Origin of the sequence: Enterococcus sp. 12F9_DIV0723 (assembly GCF_002174375.1) — a bacterium.
GTDB lineage: Bacteria > Bacillota > Bacilli > Lactobacillales > Enterococcaceae > Enterococcus_A > Enterococcus_A gilvus.
Window position 1 is genome coordinate 1,568,980 of record NZ_NIBK01000001.1, and the last position, 14,534, is coordinate 1,583,513.

Genomic DNA, 14,534 nt, shown 5'->3' on the forward strand with positions numbered 1-14,534 from the left:
TTTCTTCGGAAACGATCATAGCGCATTTCACAATAATCAGCAAAATTTTCGCCAGAATAATGACGAATAATTGCCCAGACTGTCCAAAGTAAATCTTGAACCAAGATATAGGCTTTAATCTTTTGCACTGCATCTTCAGGTATTTTTTCGCCATAATAATTATGAAGTAGTTCGTTGATCGCTGTTTTAGTCAGTCGTGTTTCTACAATAAAAGCTGCTAAATCAAAGTTTAAATCATTTAGGCCAGAGTATTCCCAATCAATTAAATAATAATCCTCTTTATTCCCCAATAAAAAATTTTCTGGAACAGTATCATTGTGACAAGGAACAAGTTCGACATTTCGAATGTTTTCTTCGCAAAAAGCAAAAGCTTTTTGTTTCAGGGGAATATAGTCGAAAAAGAACACACCATTAACCATCTTAACGACTTCTTCATATTTTTCTAATTCTTCCTGCCAACAAAAAATATTGCCGAATTTACGTGGCATTGTATGAACTTTCTTCATTAAATCCGAAACAGCTTTTAATTTTTTCGAAGATGTGGGATTAGCTTTTGCTAAGTTAAGACTGTTCGGAATAAAACGACTAATTTTTATTCCTGTATTTGCATCGAAAAACACGCAATCAGAATTTATAGAAAAATCTGCAACGATTCCAGTATTAAATTCTTCGATCTCACGGTCAATCATCACATCCGTCAAAGGACCAGGTTGACGAACTATATATTCTTCTCCATGGATATTCATTACATAATTGTAATTGGTTAATCCACCAGCAAATCGAGAACGATCAAAAACTAACGTCTTATCATGAAAAAAAGAGCGCAAAGTTTGTGTAAGTATTCGTGAGGATTCTATTTGATATTGCTCATATCTATTATCTTTCACTGTCGGCACATCCATTTCTTTAACCGTCCTTTTTCTATAAAACCTTATAACTACAATATTTATGTGAGTATTATACTTCATTAAATTAGAAAAAAAAAGTCAATGACAAGCAACTGCTAAAAGTTGCCATAATAATTCTATTTTTTTTCTAATCTAATAATAATGCAAGAATCTATCAATTGTACAACGTTAGAAAAAGTAATCGGTTTCAAAAATGCAAAAATCATCTATCGAATCTACGATTTTCTTTTTAACCAGCGTGATAGCATTGACTCATCGAACAAGAAAAACGCACGTACCAAAAAGTAATCAAGTGAGGAGAGGATCAATCAATGGAATACCGTGGAGATGAAGCGTTGGGATTAGTAGAAACGATTGGAATGGTCCCTGCGATTCAAGCGGCCGATACGATGCTAAAAGCAGCGGATGTTGTCTTAGTTTCCTATGAAAATGTAGGATCTACGTTGGTAACAGTCATGGTAAAGGGCGATGTTGCGGCAGTAAAATCTGCTGTTGAAGCTGGTGCAGAGGCGGCTTCAAAGATCGGGAAAGTAACTGCATTTAATACCATGCCGCGACCGATTCGACCAATTGGTCATATCGTAATGGCACATGATATTGATTCAAACTAAAGAGGAGGCATAGAACCGGATGAATAATGCTTTAGGATTTATTGAAACGTTTGGTTTAGTTTTTGTCATGGAAGCAGCGGATGCAATGTGTAAGGCAGCGGATGTTGAATTGATCGGATATGAGAATGTTGCCTCTGGCTATATCTCTGTTCTGGTAAAGGGCGACGTAGGTGCAGTACAGGCTGCAGTAGAAACGGGAGTTGAAGCGGTAGAAAACATGGGCGGAGAAGTATATTCCAAAAACGTAATCGCTCATCCGCATAACGATATTGAAAAGATTATTACTCGCTATTCCTTTGATGTCTAAGAAAAGATAGGAAGTGAGACGAGCATGAAGTACCGAGTAGATAATGATTTGTTATCTATCCAAGAAGCAAGGATAAATATCGAGCTTGCACGCGATGCGGCAAAGGAACTAAAAAATTTTTCACAAGGCCAGTTGGATGTCGTTGTCGAGCAGATGAGCCAAGCACTTCATCCTCATATTGAAAAACTGGCGAAGATGGCGGTTGAAGAGACTGATTATGGAACCTTTCACGATAAAGTGATCAAAAATCGGTTTGTTTCAGAGTACTTGCCGCAGCGTCTGAAGAATCAGCGCTTTGTTGGAGTGCTCGAAGAAGACGAAGAACAGAAGCTGTTGAAGATTGGAGTACCAGTGGGTGTGATCGTCAGTATGGTCCCTGCCACCAGCGCCGTCTCCACGACGATTCATAACGTGTTGATCGCTGTAAAAGCGGGAAATGCGATCATCATCTCCCCGCATCCACGAGCGAAAGAAACAGTGCGCGGTGTGATCAAGCTTTTAGCCAAAACAGCAGAAGATGCGGGATATCCGCCAGGAGCTATCAGTTGTATGCAGCTGGTATCTGAAAAAGGAACCCAGGAATTGATGGAGCATCCAGATGTTTCCTTATTGATGGCAACAGGGATTCCGAAGCTGATCGATAAGCTAAAACAGTCAGCCAAGCCTTATATTTACGGCGGCAGCGGAAATGGTCCCGTTTTTGTCGAAAGAAGTTGTGATACTGCGAAAGCGGTCAAGGACATTATTGATAGCAGGACATTTGACTATGGCATGGTTTCCGCAGCAGAACAGTCGGTCGTTGTTGATCAACCAATTGATCAAGAAATAAAAAACGAGTTCAAACGTCAAGGAGCCTACTTCATGACGGATGAGGAGAAACAGAAACTATTAAGACGATTATGCAAAAAGGATGGGGCATTAAACCCAGCTTATGTCGGCAAGTCAGCTATTTATTTAGCAGATCAGGCGCAGTTGGCCGTTCCATCTGATACGAAGTTGTTGATTTACGAGCAGCCTTATGTCGATGAAAGCAATCCGTTTGCGCAGGAATTTTTAAGTCCTGTATTGGCTTACTATGTTGAAAAAGATTGGCAACAAGCTTGTGAAAGATGTATTGAGCTGTTGATGGAAACCTTAAAGAGTCACACGTTAGTGATTCATTCGCAGGATGAAGAAGTAATCCGCCTGTTTGCCTTAAAGAAGCCGGTCTCTCGAATGTTAGTGAACACCCCATCCACCTTCGGAAGCATGGGAGCGACGACGAATCTGTTTCCTTCCATGACACTTGGCAGCAACGCTTTTGGCATCATGGTATCTAGCGACAATATTTCACCAGAGCATTTAACAACGATACGCAATATCGGGTACGGTGTTCGCGGAATCGAAGAATGCTTTAGCAGAAGAAGTGAAGATAGCGTAGAAGCGACAATTGAAGTGGTAATCAAACAATTATTGGAAAAAATAATGGAGTGCGGTGATAATAATCAATCAGAAATTTTCATTAAAGACTAAAATAATCTGCAATCAAGGATCGTTAGAAGAATTGAAAAATCTTCAGGGAAAAACAGCTCTAATCATTTCAGACAAGATTCTTGAAGAGATCGGTTACGTAGAGAAGATTAAATCCTACTTGACAGAAGCTGGTATAACTAGTCACATTTTTACAGATGTTCGGCCTGATCCGGACACCAAGGTTTTAGCAGATGGTTTGAAGGTTATTCAGCGGATTCAACCGGATATATTAGTGTCAATGGGCGGTGGTTCGGCGATTGATGCAGCAAAAGGAATTTTCTACAGCGCGCATCAATTGTTGGGAGAGGCTTTCTGTAAGCCGTATTTTGTGGCTATTCCGACGACAAGCGGGACTGGGTCAGAGGTGACAGACTTTTCTGTAATCACTGCAGAAGGCGATAAAATCGTACTCGTCGATGACTACATGGCACCTGATTTAGCGATTTTAGATTCGGATTGTGTTGCTAGTGTACCGAAAAAGGTGGTTGTTGATACTGGAATGGATGTTTTGACCCATGCTACAGAAGCATATGTTGCGAAAGATGCGACAGATTTTACAGATGCTTTGGCAGAAAAAGCTATTCGTCTATTGTTTGAAAATCTACCTTTAATTACAAAAGACATTAGCAACGAAGCCGCTAGAGACCACGTTCACAATGCTTCATGTATGGCAGGCATCGCGTTCAATCAGGCAGGATTAGGAATCAACCACAGTTTGGCCCATGCTGTTGGCGGAACGCTACACTTGGCACATGGTCGCTGCAATGCTTTGTTTTTAGAAGAAGTGATTGCGTTTAATGGGGAACTAGAAAAGTCCGCAACTAATTATGCAGCGATACGCTACGCGAAGTTGGCTGAATTGCTTGGATTACCTGCGAGAACGGTACGCGAAGGATTAGTCAGCTACATCGATGCTGTGAAGAAATTGAAAAACCAATTAGCAATCGAATCAGGATTCGCTGACTTAGGGATCGAGGAAGAAGTTTACAAAGCTGCGATCGATAAAATGGCTGAGGCAGCTATGATGGACCGCTGTACACCAGCCAATCCCATCAAGCCGACAAAAGAGGAATTAATTATGATCTATAAAAAAGTATATTAAAGAATGTGAGGTTTGTTCATGAATATCAATGAAATTTCCGAAAAATTTGCGGATGTTACAGCACATATGTCACCTGAAGAACGTTCCGCAATGTTGAGACTTTTCCAAGGAATCTCAAAAGAATTGAACGCACAAGAAGGTTCAGTGTCTGCTTGCCGACCTGGAACGAAGGATTCAGTGGCCGTTCAAGTGGCGGAAGGTGCGGAAACCTATCCAGAAGGAATGACTCAGCGTCTTAAAGACTTAAAAGATAATTATTTGAAAGCGGTACCTAAAATCACAACTCATCGTGCAAAAGCTTTTACTAAAATGATGAAAGAGAATCCTGGTTTGCCAAAAATCATGCTACGAGCAAAAGCCTTTCGGTTAGCATGCGAACAAGCCCCGTTATTGATCCAAGATGACGAATTGATCGTTGGTCATCCATGTGGGGCTCCAAGAGCGGGAGCTTTTTCACCTGATATCGCTTGGCGTTGGATGAGAGATGAGATTGATACGATCCATGAACGGGCACAAGACCCATTCTACATTTCTGATGAAGATAAACGAATTATGCGTGAAGAGCTGTTTCCGTTTTGGGAAACACGTTCACTGGATGAAGCTTGCGAAGAACAATACCGCGAAGCAGGTCTTTGGGAATTCTCCGGTGAAGCCTTTGTTAGTGACTTATCCTATCATCAAATCAATGGCGGCGGCGACTCAAACCCAGGCTATGATGTTGTTTTAATGAAGAAAGGTATGAAGGATATCCAACAAGAAGCGCTAGATTATTTAGAAGGCCTCTCAATGGAAAATCCCGATGATATCGATAAAATCTATTATTACAAGTCTGTCATTGATACGACTGAAGGTGTCATGGCTTATGCGAAACGTTTATCCGATCATGCATTTGCATTAGCAGAGAAAGAATCCAATCCTAAGCGTAAAGAGGAATTGAGACGTATTGGCGAAGTCAACGCTCATGTTCCAGCAAATAAACCGAGAACCTTCCATGAAGCATTACAAACAGTTTGGACAGTTGAATCTTTATTCATGATTGAAGAAAACCAAACTGGCTTATCTGTGGGTCGGGTCGACCAGTATATGTATCCTTTCTATGAATCAGACAAAAAAGCAGGTCGGTTAAATGATTTCATGGCATTTGAGTTAGCTGGAAACTTTTTGATCAAGTGTTCTGAAATGATGTGGATCTCTAGTGAAGGTGGTTCTAAATTCTTCGCTGGTTACCAACCTTTCGTTAACATGTGTGTCGGTGGGGTGAAACGTGAAGGCGGCGATGCGACGAATGATTTAACATACCTGTTAATGGATGCAGTTCGTCACGTGGGTGTGTATCAACCATCATTGTCTTGCCGCATTCACAATCAATCACCGCAAAAATATTTAGAAAAAATCGTTGACGTTGTCCGTGCGGGTCTAGGATTCCCTGCTTGCCATTTTGACGATTCTCACATCAAGATGATGTTGGCAAAGGGCTTCAATATGGAAGATGCTAGAGACTACTGCTTGATGGGTTGTGTAGAACCACAAAAAGCAGGACGCCTATATCAATGGACTTCAACCGGATATACACAATGGCCAGTAGCAATCGAATTCGTCCTAAATCGCGGCTTGATGCTGTGGTGTGATTTGAAACCAGGTTTAGACTTAGGCGCTATTGATCAGTTTGTGACCTATGAAAAATTTGAAGAAGCTGTCAAGAAACAAATTGAGTACATTACAAGACTTTCAGCTGTTGGCACGGTTATCAGCCAACGTGTTCACCGCGACATGGCGCCGAAACCATTAATGTCTCTAATGATGGAAGGCTGTATGGAAAATGGCCGGGATGTATCTGCGGGTGGCTGTGTCAATAACTGGGGACCGGGATTAGTTTGGTCTGGTTTAGGAACCTATGCGGATTCAATGGCAGCAATCAAAAAACTTGTCTTTGATGAGAAAAAATATACGTTGGAAGAAATTCGGGATGCAACAAAAGCAGATTTTGTTGGCTATGAAAAGGTTCATGCAGATTGTTTGAATGCTCCTAAATATGGAAATGACGATGATTACGCGGATTTGATCGCGGCTGACATTGTGAACTGGACAGAGAAAATTCATAGTCAATATAAAACTTTATACTCTGTATTCAGTCATGGAACATTATCAATTTCTAACAATACACCGTTTGGTGAGATGACTGGAGCAACAGCTAATGGTCGTCGAGCGTGGACGCCATTATCAGACGGGATCAGTCCAACACAAGGCGCTGATAAAAAAGGACCAACGGCTATCATCAAATCTGTTTCTAAAATGGATGTAGCAGCGATGAATATCGGCATGGTACACAACTTCAAGATTTTGAAAGGTTTGTTGGAAACACCAGAAGGACGTCAAGGTTTGATTACACTATTAAGAACTGCCTCAGTTTTAGGAAATGGACAAATGCAGTTCAGTTATGTAGACGATGAAGTGCTTAAAAAAGCGCAAAAGGATCCCGACAGCTATCGTGATTTGATTATTCGAGTAGCCGGCTACAGTGCTTACTTCACCGAACTGTGCAAAGAGGTACAGGATGAAATTATCAGTCGTACGATGCTTGAACATTTCTAAACAATGATTAAGGAGAACAAAGGAGAGTACTATGATGGAAACAGTGCAAATAGAAAGAAAAGCACGAATATTCAATATTCAAAAATATTCGATCTATGATGGTCCAGGAATTCGTACTTTGTTCTTCTTTAAAGGGTGTCCGCTCCGATGCCGTTGGTGCTCTAATCCAGAAAGTATTGACCGCAAGCATGAAGTCATGTTCCAGAAGAATATGTGTATCGATTGTGGGGAATGTGTCAAGGTTTGTCCAATGAAGATTCATAAGATGGATACAGAAGTTGGGCATTATGTAGATCGTACAATCAATTGTGCAGGATGCCGAGCTTGCGAAGCAGTTTGTCCAAAACGTGCGATCTCAATCGCTGGGGAGGATCGGTTATTGTCTGATCTTTTGGACATTGCGATCGAGGATATTCCCTTTTATCAAACTTCAGGTGGAGGTGTCACTCTGGGCGGGGGCGAGGTGACGACTCAAAGTGAGTTTGCGACCAATTTCCTGATGGAGTGCAAGTCACATGGGATTCATACTGCTATTGAGACTTGTGGTCATACCACTTTGAAGAATTTGTTGAAGATCGGTGAGTTTTGCGATTTGTTCTTATACGACTTGAAGCATATCGATTCGGAACGTCACTTGGAATTGACCGGAGTACGAAACGAGCGCATTTTGGAAAACATCAAGGGATTGATCGAAGGTCGTAAGAATATCAAGGTTCGGATGCCGTTAATGAAAGGATTGAATAACGATCCAGAAACGATTCACCGAACGATCGAATTCCTTCAGCCATATAAGAATCAACGAAATTTTCAAGGAATTGATCTATTGCCTTATCACAAACTAGGAGTCAATAAATATGACCAACTAGATCAGCTTTATCCGGTCACTGAGGATTTATCCATGAGTGATGAAGATTTAGATCTAATCGAGGAGCAGATATTGACCTACGATTTTCCAGTGAAGGTCATCCGACATTAAAGAGGTGGAAAAATGGAAAGAATTATTCAAGAATCTGTTCCAGGAACACAGGTAACCTTAGCACACGTGCTTGCCTCACCGATGCAGGATATCTGCGAACGATTGGGTGTCGATAACTCAGGTTCAGTTGGTATCATGACCTTTACCCCGTCAGAAACGGCCATCATTGCGGCGGATGTAGCCACAAAAGCGGCGGATGTGGAAATCGGATTTTTAGATCGTTTTACCGGTTCATTGGTCATTACTGGTGATGTGGCGAGCGTTGAGACTTCTGTTGGGTCTGTGAATCAGATGCTTAATGAGCTATTAGGATTCACTGTCGTCAAGGTCACGCGGACATGAGGAAGCATCTCATGATCATTGGGCCTGCCAACAGCGGCAAATCAACAGTTGCTAACTGGCTGAATGAAACAGACCGCCCTTTAAAGAAGACGCAAGATACCATTTATGGCAAATACACGATCGATGCGCCGGCGGCTTATTTGGAGAATGATTGGATGTACCGTTATCTTTTCTCCATCTCACAAACCGCGGGACGGCTGCTGTGTTTGGCCGATGGGAAAAGGGCGACGAATCTGTATCCGCCGAATTTTGTCAAAGCTTTTAATTGTCCAGCGACTGGATTAATTAAAGTACCTGAGACAGAGGCGGAAAAACAGGTGGCAATCGACTATTTAAAAACTGCGGGAATTGATGAGTGGTACGTATTTGATTTAGCAGACGAAAAACTAAGGACGATGAAAGAGCAATGGATTGCGGAATTGGGAGGAAATGATGAGGTTTATCACTGAACAAGACATTCGAACAACGTTTATCCAAACTCCGTTTGAGGTCTATCCACAGCCTGCTGATACGAGACTGACACCGGAAGCACGGCAATTTCTGGTGGATCGTAAAGTCATGATCACAAACGGAAATGCCAAAACGCTTCCGAAAACAGCAGTAGTAGAAAATCAGGAGAAACCCGACCTTGAATTAACCTCGTCACTCTTTCTCTTAGCTGTCAGTTTGATGGTAGAAGCAGATCCGGCACTGGCGGAAAAACTCTCGCAGCTTTATCAGCGAATGCAAGAGGCATACTCGCTAAAAGCAGAACCTGAAAGGGTTGAAGCGCTTGAGGATGTGAAAATTACGATGTTCCATGTTCTGCTGCCTCGTGGCAAGGAGCTAGCGGTACTGAATTTGCTGCAAACGCAGTTGAATCAGTTGCTTGCGAGTGAACCAAAAGTTTCGGCCGTCAAACCAATGTACAGCGAGTTTCGTCGTATAAGATGTGAGCTCATTCGCATGATGAAAAAAATTTTAGGTGGTGAAATTTCATGATGGAAGTTAAAAATACTTTTTCCTATTGTAACCAATTGATTTCTGATTTTGAACAAACAATCAGTACTCCTAAAAAAAATCACACAACGACTTACTATACTGGGGTCGATCTAGGAACATCCTGTATCGTTCTTTCCGTCTTGGATGTTAACCATCAGCCGGTTGCCGGCGCGTATCGTTATGCGAGTGTTGTCAAAGACGGCATGGTTGTTGATTATCTAGGAGCGATTCAAATTGTTCGGGAACTAAAGGAACAGCTAGAGGAACAACTCAATGCGGAGTTGACCTATTGTGCCGCTGCAATTCCTCCAGGAACTGAACTGTTAGACGGCGGCGTGATTCGCCATGTCGTTGAGGCAGCAGGATTTGAATTAACGGCTTTACTAGATGAACCAACTGCAGCCAATGCCGTTTTAAAAATAGAGAATGGTGTGATCGTGGATATCGGTGGTGGAACGACCGGTATCGCGGTTATTGAAAATGGAAAAGTGATCAGTGTCAATGACCAAGCAACTGGAGGGACACATTTTACATTAGTCGTGTCGGGCGCCTACAAGATTTCCTTTGAAGAAGCGGATCAATACAAACGGAATGAAGCTCACCATCAAGAATTATTACCGATATTGACACCAGTGATCGAAAAAGTATCATCGATTATTTCAGAATATATCGCGCAACATCAGGTGCACCAAATTTATTTAGTTGGTGGAACTTGTTGTCTCACTAATATTGAAACGATCATCGAGAAGAAGACCGGTATCACGACCTATAAACCGGACAGTCCGATGTTTGTGACGCCCTTGGGAATTGCATTAAACTGTACCGATCAGGTTCTTTAAGAGGAGAGCGATCAAATGGATTTTCGAATAATCAAATCACCATCCAAAGGGACCTTAGAGATTATCACGAAACGGATGGGAGTAAACCATACAACTAAAGATATTGATTTCAAGCAATTTGATGCGATTGGTCTTATTCAAGGAAAGCTGATCGATATGGTGTGTGCCTCTGATCTAGCTGAGAAAGCTGCAGGGATTATTGCGGTTGATGTTCGTGGAAGCTGCCCACAAAATATGATCTTGCTAGCGATTTTTGGGGATACGGCCTCAGTGGAAACGGCGATCGAGGATATCAAACAGAAAATGAAAAAAAGAGGCTGATGAGATGATAGCTGCCAAATTAGTAGACAATGTTTGGGCAACGCGAAAAATAGATTCGTTGAACGGACTGAAATTCATGCTGGCTGAACCGATTGGAAGCGATCAGGAAACTGAACGATTCATCGTTGTTGATACTGTCGGTGCAGGAATCGGAGACCGCGTGATTGTCTCAAAAGGTTCAGCCGCAAGAAAAATATTTGAAGAGAAAGAATTACCAATTGATGCTGTAGTTATTGGCATCATTGACGAAGACTGCCACTTTTAAGAAACGGTGGGTGAAAAATGAAACAATTAGTAAGTATCGCGACAATCGAGAAAGTTATTGAAGCCAAGCAAGCAGAATGTCGTGTAGACAACAATACAATCATCACAGCTGCAGCCGTGGATTTGGCTGAAGAACATGGAATCGACATTATCAAAGAAGATAATGTTACTGAACCAATTGATCATTCACAAATATTTGATTCCCTTAAAGTACTGATGGGCAATCCTGAGTTTGTATTGAGCATGATCAAAAGCCTAGAAGAATCATATCGCTATGAAACAGACAACTCTGGTGCCAAATTGATTTATGGGGATAGCATTCAATTATTCCCGCAAGGAAGTTGGAAAAAGCAGAGTTTGTTTTCCAATATTTTTGGTGGACTGACGATAGATTTTTTGGAGACAGCAAAAAAGAACTATCGGCATCGCTTTGAAGTTGAAGAGTTCATTCTGCTACTCGAAGGAAAAGCAACTTTCACAATGAATGGCAAGAAAATCAACGCTCAACAAGGGGACTTTCTGTATTTTCCGAAGAATACTTCTATGGAGATTACTTTCGACGAAGTCTGCAAGCTTCTAACGATTCATCCAGGATAGCAAAGAAAAAAAATCAGTTCTATTTTCGCAGTTGGTTAATTTTTAACAGAAGCATCAACTGTGTCTTTTACCTGAAGAATAAGAAGTCTAGCAAAGTGATTTAAGGCTCGTCAATCAAAAAAAATCTAAAAAAAGCTTATTTATAGGAGAAAGGGGCATACAGTGGACGCAATTGGATTTATTGAAACACGTGGATTGATTCCGGCAATTGAGGCAGCCGATGTAATGTTGAAATCTGCTCAGATAGAGTTAGTAGAACGTTCCATCGTCGGCGGTGGGATTGTCACGGTAACAGTTACAGGAGATGTTGGGGCTGTGAAATCGGCTGTTGATGCAGGCGCATCTGCAACTCAAAACTTCGGCAGTGAGGCACTAATGAGCCATCATGTTATTCCAAGACCGAGTGAACAGGTATCCGAGGTGATTTATGCAGAAAAGAAAACGTTAACTGATTTTACTGATTCGGAAGAAGTCGAGAAAAACAGTCAATTGAAATCGGAGTTGGAAAAAGATAAAACAGTTTTGCCGCAAAAACCTGAATTTAAACCTCGGGAAGTTGAAGTATCAACAGTCGAAAAAGAAAATGTAATCAAAGAAGAATACAAAGAGCTGAATGTCAAGGAACTGAGAAAACTGGCGAAGAAATACAACAATTTAGGAATGAAAGATGAGGAACTGCAGACGGCAACTAGAGCAGTTCTTCGTGAACATTTTGAGAACTATAGCAAAGAATAGAAAGTGAGGGAAGACTTTGGAAGATTGCCAATATGATCGTGACCTTCAATCGATTCAAGAGGCACGAACACTTGCTCGAAAAGGCAAAATTGCGCAAGAGCAGTTAGCTAAATTTAACGAAGAGCAAATTGAAAACATCATTACTAACATGGTAAGGGTTGCGAAAGAAAATGCAGAAAAGCTAGCAAGAATGGCTAATAAAGAAACACGTTTTGGTAACGTTGCAGATAAAATTTTTAAAAATCATCATGCCTCAACAACACTTTATGAATCAATAAAGAACATGAAGACTGTTGGAATCATAAATAATGATACGCAAAATAGAATAATGGAAATTGCTGAACCAATGGGATTGCTGATGGGAATCATTCCGTCGACAAATCCAACTTCTACAGTTATTTATAAGTCAATTATTTCTATTAAGTCTCGAAATGGGATTGTTATATCTCCACACCCATCAGCTTTAAAATGTACCATGGAGGCAACTCGCCTGATGAATGAGGCAGCTGTTGCTGCTGGAGCACCAGAAAACATTATTACTTGCGTTTCTAAACCTTCAATGAAAGCTACAAATGAATTAATGCGTAGTGAAGAGATTGCATTAATAATTGCTACTGGTGGATCTGCAATGGTGAAATCTGCATATAGTGTTGGAAAGCCAGCATTAGGTGTCGGTCCAGGAAACGTTCCTGCGTACATCGAACGTACGGCGGATATAAAAAAAGCAGTTAAAAATATCTTAGCGAGTAAAACTTTTGATTTTGGAACTATTTGCGCTTCTGAGCAGGCAATCATAGTAGAAAAGTGTGTTGAACCAAAGGTGGTTGCAGAATTCCAGCGTCAAGGAGGTTACTTCATGACACCGGAAGAAACTGAGCGAGTTGCCAAAATATTATTTGTCAAAGGGCATGCCATGAACGCACAATTTGTTGGAAGACCTGCTAGAGTCATTGCTTCTGCAGCAAACGTAACGATTCCAGAAGGGACAAAGGTGCTAATCGGAAGACAAAATGGAGTTGGGGAGGGGTATCCATTATCTTACGAAAAATTGACAACTGTTTTAGGATTTTACTCCGTTGAAGATTGGAAAGAAGCTTGCGAACTGAGTATCGCTTTATTAAATAATGGTGGAATCGGACATAGTTTTTCTTTGCATACTGAAGATCACGATATTGTAATGAAGTTTGCGATGAAACCGGTATTTCGAATTTTGGTGAATACAGGATCCACTCACGGAGGAGTAGGAGTCAGTACCGCTATTTCACCAGCCTTTACTCTCGGTTGCGGAACTTGGGGAGGAAGTGCGACTTCAGATAATGTGACCCCTGAGCACTTGATCAATATTAAAAGAGTCGCATACGGGATTAAGGAAATCGAAACGAATTCGCCATTGAACATTCCAGATAAGAGTTTGGAAACTAGTGAGAATGGTATGCAACAATTACTAAATGGATTGATGGATTTGTTACAAAAGGGCAATGGTTATTAGTATGGTTGAATACACAAAGTTGATGGATAAAATTATTGAAATACTAGAAGATGGAAATCGAGATTCAGTTATTCCGCTTGGCATATCTAATCGACATATTCATTTATCACAAAATCATATTGAATGTTTGTTTGGTAAAGACTATGAGATGACACGATTAAAAGAGTTATCACAACCTGGTCAATATGCGTGTAAAGAAACTGTCATTATTGCTGGTCCGAGGGGTGTAATTGATAATGTCAGAGTTCTAGGACCTGCTAGGCCAATGAGTCAAGTCGAAATATTAAGTGGAGATTGTTTCAAGTTAGGTATTCATGCTCCAGTACGACAATCCGGTGATATTGAAAACACCCCTGGGTTAACTATTATCGGGAAGAAAGGAACCGTAATTCTCGAAAAGGGAGTCATCATTGCGCAGAGGCATATCCATATGACTCCACAAGATGCTGAACGTCTTCACGTATCAGATAATCAAATTGTAGAATTAAAAATAAATGGCCTTCGAGGTGGAATATACAACAATGTTGTTGTTCGAGTAAGTGAAGATTTCAAGTTGGAATGTCACATAGATATAGAAGAAGCAAATGCAGCGGGATTAACTTCGAAATCCGAAGTATTCATAATCAGATAAAATTAGGAGGAACTATTTATGAAATCAGAAGCATTAGGACTTATCGAAACAAAAGGATTGGTTGGATCAATTGAAGCAGCAGATGCGATGGTTAAAGCAGCGAATGTCGTATTGATCGGAAAAGAATTTGTTGGAGGCGGATTAGTAACAGTAATGGTAAGAGGAGATGTTGGTGCGGTTAAAGCTGCAACAGATGCGGGCGCCGCAGCAGCACAACGTATTGGTGAATTAGTATCTGTTCACGTCATTCCACGTCCGCATACAGACGTAGAAAATATTTTACCAGTTCAAAAAACTTAATAGTAATGAGAAGGCTGGAACAATGTT

18 protein-coding genes are annotated in these 14,534 nt (G+C 41.0%); 17 read left to right on the top strand and 1 reads right to left on the bottom strand.

The genetic code is table 11. The annotated features are described in order from the left end of the window. On the bottom strand, positions 1-902 hold a 902-nt coding region (locus A5868_RS07480; RefSeq protein WP_087654133.1), incomplete at its 3' end, for a choline kinase family protein. 317 nt (positions 903-1,219) lie between these two features. Between A5868_RS07480 and A5868_RS07485 the strand changes: the two genes are divergently transcribed. The 17 genes from A5868_RS07485 (at position 1,220) to eutM (ending at position 14,507) form a co-directional block, all read left to right on the top strand. Beyond that, entirely contained in the window at positions 1,220-1,519 is a 300-nt protein-coding gene (locus A5868_RS07485; protein WP_086303983.1) for a BMC domain-containing protein, read from the top strand. A gap of 19 nt (positions 1,520-1,538) precedes the next feature. Further along, entirely contained in the window at positions 1,539-1,826 is a 288-nt protein-coding gene (locus A5868_RS07490) for a BMC domain-containing protein (RefSeq protein ID WP_086303982.1), read from the top strand. A 24-nt stretch (positions 1,827-1,850) separates the two neighbouring features. After that, on the top strand, positions 1,851-3,338 hold the full coding sequence (locus tag A5868_RS07495) for an aldehyde dehydrogenase family protein (RefSeq protein ID WP_086303981.1): 1,488 nt from the start codon (positions 1,851-1,853) through the stop codon (positions 3,336-3,338). A 31-nt stretch (positions 3,339-3,369) separates the two neighbouring features. Then, positions 3,370-4,440, top strand: a complete 1,071-nt coding sequence (locus A5868_RS07500; protein ID WP_217808900.1) for a 1-propanol dehydrogenase PduQ — start codon at positions 3,370-3,372, stop codon at positions 4,438-4,440. Between the two features lie 18 nt (positions 4,441-4,458). Further along, entirely contained in the window at positions 4,459-7,032 is a 2,574-nt protein-coding gene (gene cutC / locus A5868_RS07505; protein ID WP_086303980.1) for a choline trimethylamine-lyase, read from the top strand. A gap of 31 nt (positions 7,033-7,063) precedes the next feature. Continuing rightward, on the top strand, positions 7,064-8,008 hold the full coding sequence (gene cutD / locus A5868_RS07510) for a choline TMA-lyase-activating enzyme (RefSeq protein ID WP_217808899.1): 945 nt from the start codon (positions 7,064-7,066) through the stop codon (positions 8,006-8,008). Between the two features lie 12 nt (positions 8,009-8,020). Beyond that, a complete protein-coding gene (eutS, locus tag A5868_RS07515; protein ID WP_086303977.1) occupies positions 8,021-8,350 on the top strand; it encodes an ethanolamine utilization microcompartment protein EutS in 330 nt (109 codons plus the stop codon). Positions 8,351-8,361: 11 nt separating this feature from the next. Then, positions 8,362-8,799: a EutP/PduV family microcompartment system protein gene (locus A5868_RS07520; protein ID WP_176281302.1), complete on the top strand. Its 438-nt coding sequence runs from the start codon at positions 8,362-8,364 to the stop codon at positions 8,797-8,799. After that, positions 8,783-9,331: a hypothetical protein gene (locus tag A5868_RS07525; protein WP_086303973.1), complete on the top strand. Its 549-nt coding sequence runs from the start codon at positions 8,783-8,785 to the stop codon at positions 9,329-9,331. Before A5868_RS07520 ends, A5868_RS07525 begins: the two co-directional genes overlap by 17 nt. Further along, positions 9,331-10,170 (top strand): ethanolamine utilization protein EutJ, encoded by an 840-nt coding sequence (gene eutJ / locus A5868_RS07530; RefSeq protein ID WP_441316142.1) that lies wholly within the window; start codon positions 9,331-9,333, stop codon positions 10,168-10,170. Before A5868_RS07525 ends, eutJ begins: the two co-directional genes overlap by 1 nt. Positions 10,171-10,185: 15 nt before the next feature. Beyond that, complete coding sequence (locus tag A5868_RS07535) at positions 10,186-10,491, top strand: BMC domain-containing protein (RefSeq protein WP_086303969.1); 306 nt, start codon at positions 10,186-10,188, stop codon at positions 10,489-10,491. 4 nt (positions 10,492-10,495) lie between these two features. After that, positions 10,496-10,756 carry a EutN/CcmL family microcompartment protein gene (locus tag A5868_RS07540; RefSeq protein ID WP_086303967.1) on the top strand — a complete coding sequence of 87 codons (261 nt, stop codon included), beginning with the start codon at positions 10,496-10,498 and terminating at the stop codon, positions 10,754-10,756. Between the two features lie 17 nt (positions 10,757-10,773). Next, positions 10,774-11,352 (top strand): cupin domain-containing protein, encoded by a 579-nt coding sequence (locus A5868_RS07545; protein ID WP_086303965.1) that lies wholly within the window; start codon positions 10,774-10,776, stop codon positions 11,350-11,352. A 162-nt stretch (positions 11,353-11,514) separates the two neighbouring features. Then, positions 11,515-12,087, top strand: a complete 573-nt coding sequence (locus A5868_RS19460; protein ID WP_114524340.1) for a BMC domain-containing protein — start codon at positions 11,515-11,517, stop codon at positions 12,085-12,087. Positions 12,088-12,103: 16 nt separating this feature from the next. Next, on the top strand, positions 12,104-13,576 hold the full coding sequence (locus A5868_RS07555; protein WP_087654134.1) for an acetaldehyde dehydrogenase (acetylating): 1,473 nt from the start codon (positions 12,104-12,106) through the stop codon (positions 13,574-13,576). Further along, positions 13,566-14,207, top strand: coding sequence for a phosphate propanoyltransferase (locus tag A5868_RS07560; RefSeq protein WP_254908298.1), 642 nt, complete (start codon positions 13,566-13,568; stop codon positions 14,205-14,207). The genes A5868_RS07555 and A5868_RS07560 overlap by 11 nt, the downstream gene beginning before the upstream one ends. Before the next feature lie 18 nt (positions 14,208-14,225). After that, entirely contained in the window at positions 14,226-14,507 is a 282-nt protein-coding gene (gene eutM / locus A5868_RS07565; RefSeq protein ID WP_087654135.1) for an ethanolamine utilization microcompartment protein EutM, read from the top strand. Positions 14,508-14,534: the final 27 nt, after the last annotated feature.

What these genes read in the sequence shown, in the direction of transcription:
- eutJ (WP_441316142.1), top strand. Translation starts at nt 9,331, where the DNA reads ATGGAAGTTAAAAATACTTTTTCCTATTGTAACCAATTGATTTCTGAT.
- cutD (WP_217808899.1), top strand. Translation starts at nt 7,064, where the DNA reads ATGATGGAAACAGTGCAAATAGAAAGAAAAGCACGAATATTCAATATT.
- A5868_RS07535 (WP_086303969.1), top strand. Translation starts at nt 10,186, where the DNA reads ATGGATTTTCGAATAATCAAATCACCATCCAAAGGGACCTTAGAGATT.
- cutC (WP_086303980.1), top strand. Translation starts at nt 4,459, where the DNA reads ATGAATATCAATGAAATTTCCGAAAAATTTGCGGATGTTACAGCACAT.
- A5868_RS07545 (WP_086303965.1), top strand. Translation starts at nt 10,774, where the DNA reads ATGAAACAATTAGTAAGTATCGCGACAATCGAGAAAGTTATTGAAGCC.
- A5868_RS07525 (WP_086303973.1), top strand. Translation starts at nt 8,783, where the DNA reads ATGAGGTTTATCACTGAACAAGACATTCGAACAACGTTTATCCAAACT.
- A5868_RS07560 (WP_254908298.1), top strand. Translation starts at nt 13,566, where the DNA reads ATGGTTATTAGTATGGTTGAATACACAAAGTTGATGGATAAAATTATT.
- eutM (WP_087654135.1), top strand. Translation starts at nt 14,226, where the DNA reads ATGAAATCAGAAGCATTAGGACTTATCGAAACAAAAGGATTGGTTGGA.
- A5868_RS07540 (WP_086303967.1), top strand. Translation starts at nt 10,496, where the DNA reads ATGATAGCTGCCAAATTAGTAGACAATGTTTGGGCAACGCGAAAAATA.
- A5868_RS07495 (WP_086303981.1), top strand. Translation starts at nt 1,851, where the DNA reads ATGAAGTACCGAGTAGATAATGATTTGTTATCTATCCAAGAAGCAAGG.
- A5868_RS07520 (WP_176281302.1), top strand. Translation starts at nt 8,362, where the DNA reads ATGATCATTGGGCCTGCCAACAGCGGCAAATCAACAGTTGCTAACTGG.
- A5868_RS07490 (WP_086303982.1), top strand. Translation starts at nt 1,539, where the DNA reads ATGAATAATGCTTTAGGATTTATTGAAACGTTTGGTTTAGTTTTTGTC.
- eutS (WP_086303977.1), top strand. Translation starts at nt 8,021, where the DNA reads ATGGAAAGAATTATTCAAGAATCTGTTCCAGGAACACAGGTAACCTTA.
- A5868_RS07485 (WP_086303983.1), top strand. Translation starts at nt 1,220, where the DNA reads ATGGAATACCGTGGAGATGAAGCGTTGGGATTAGTAGAAACGATTGGA.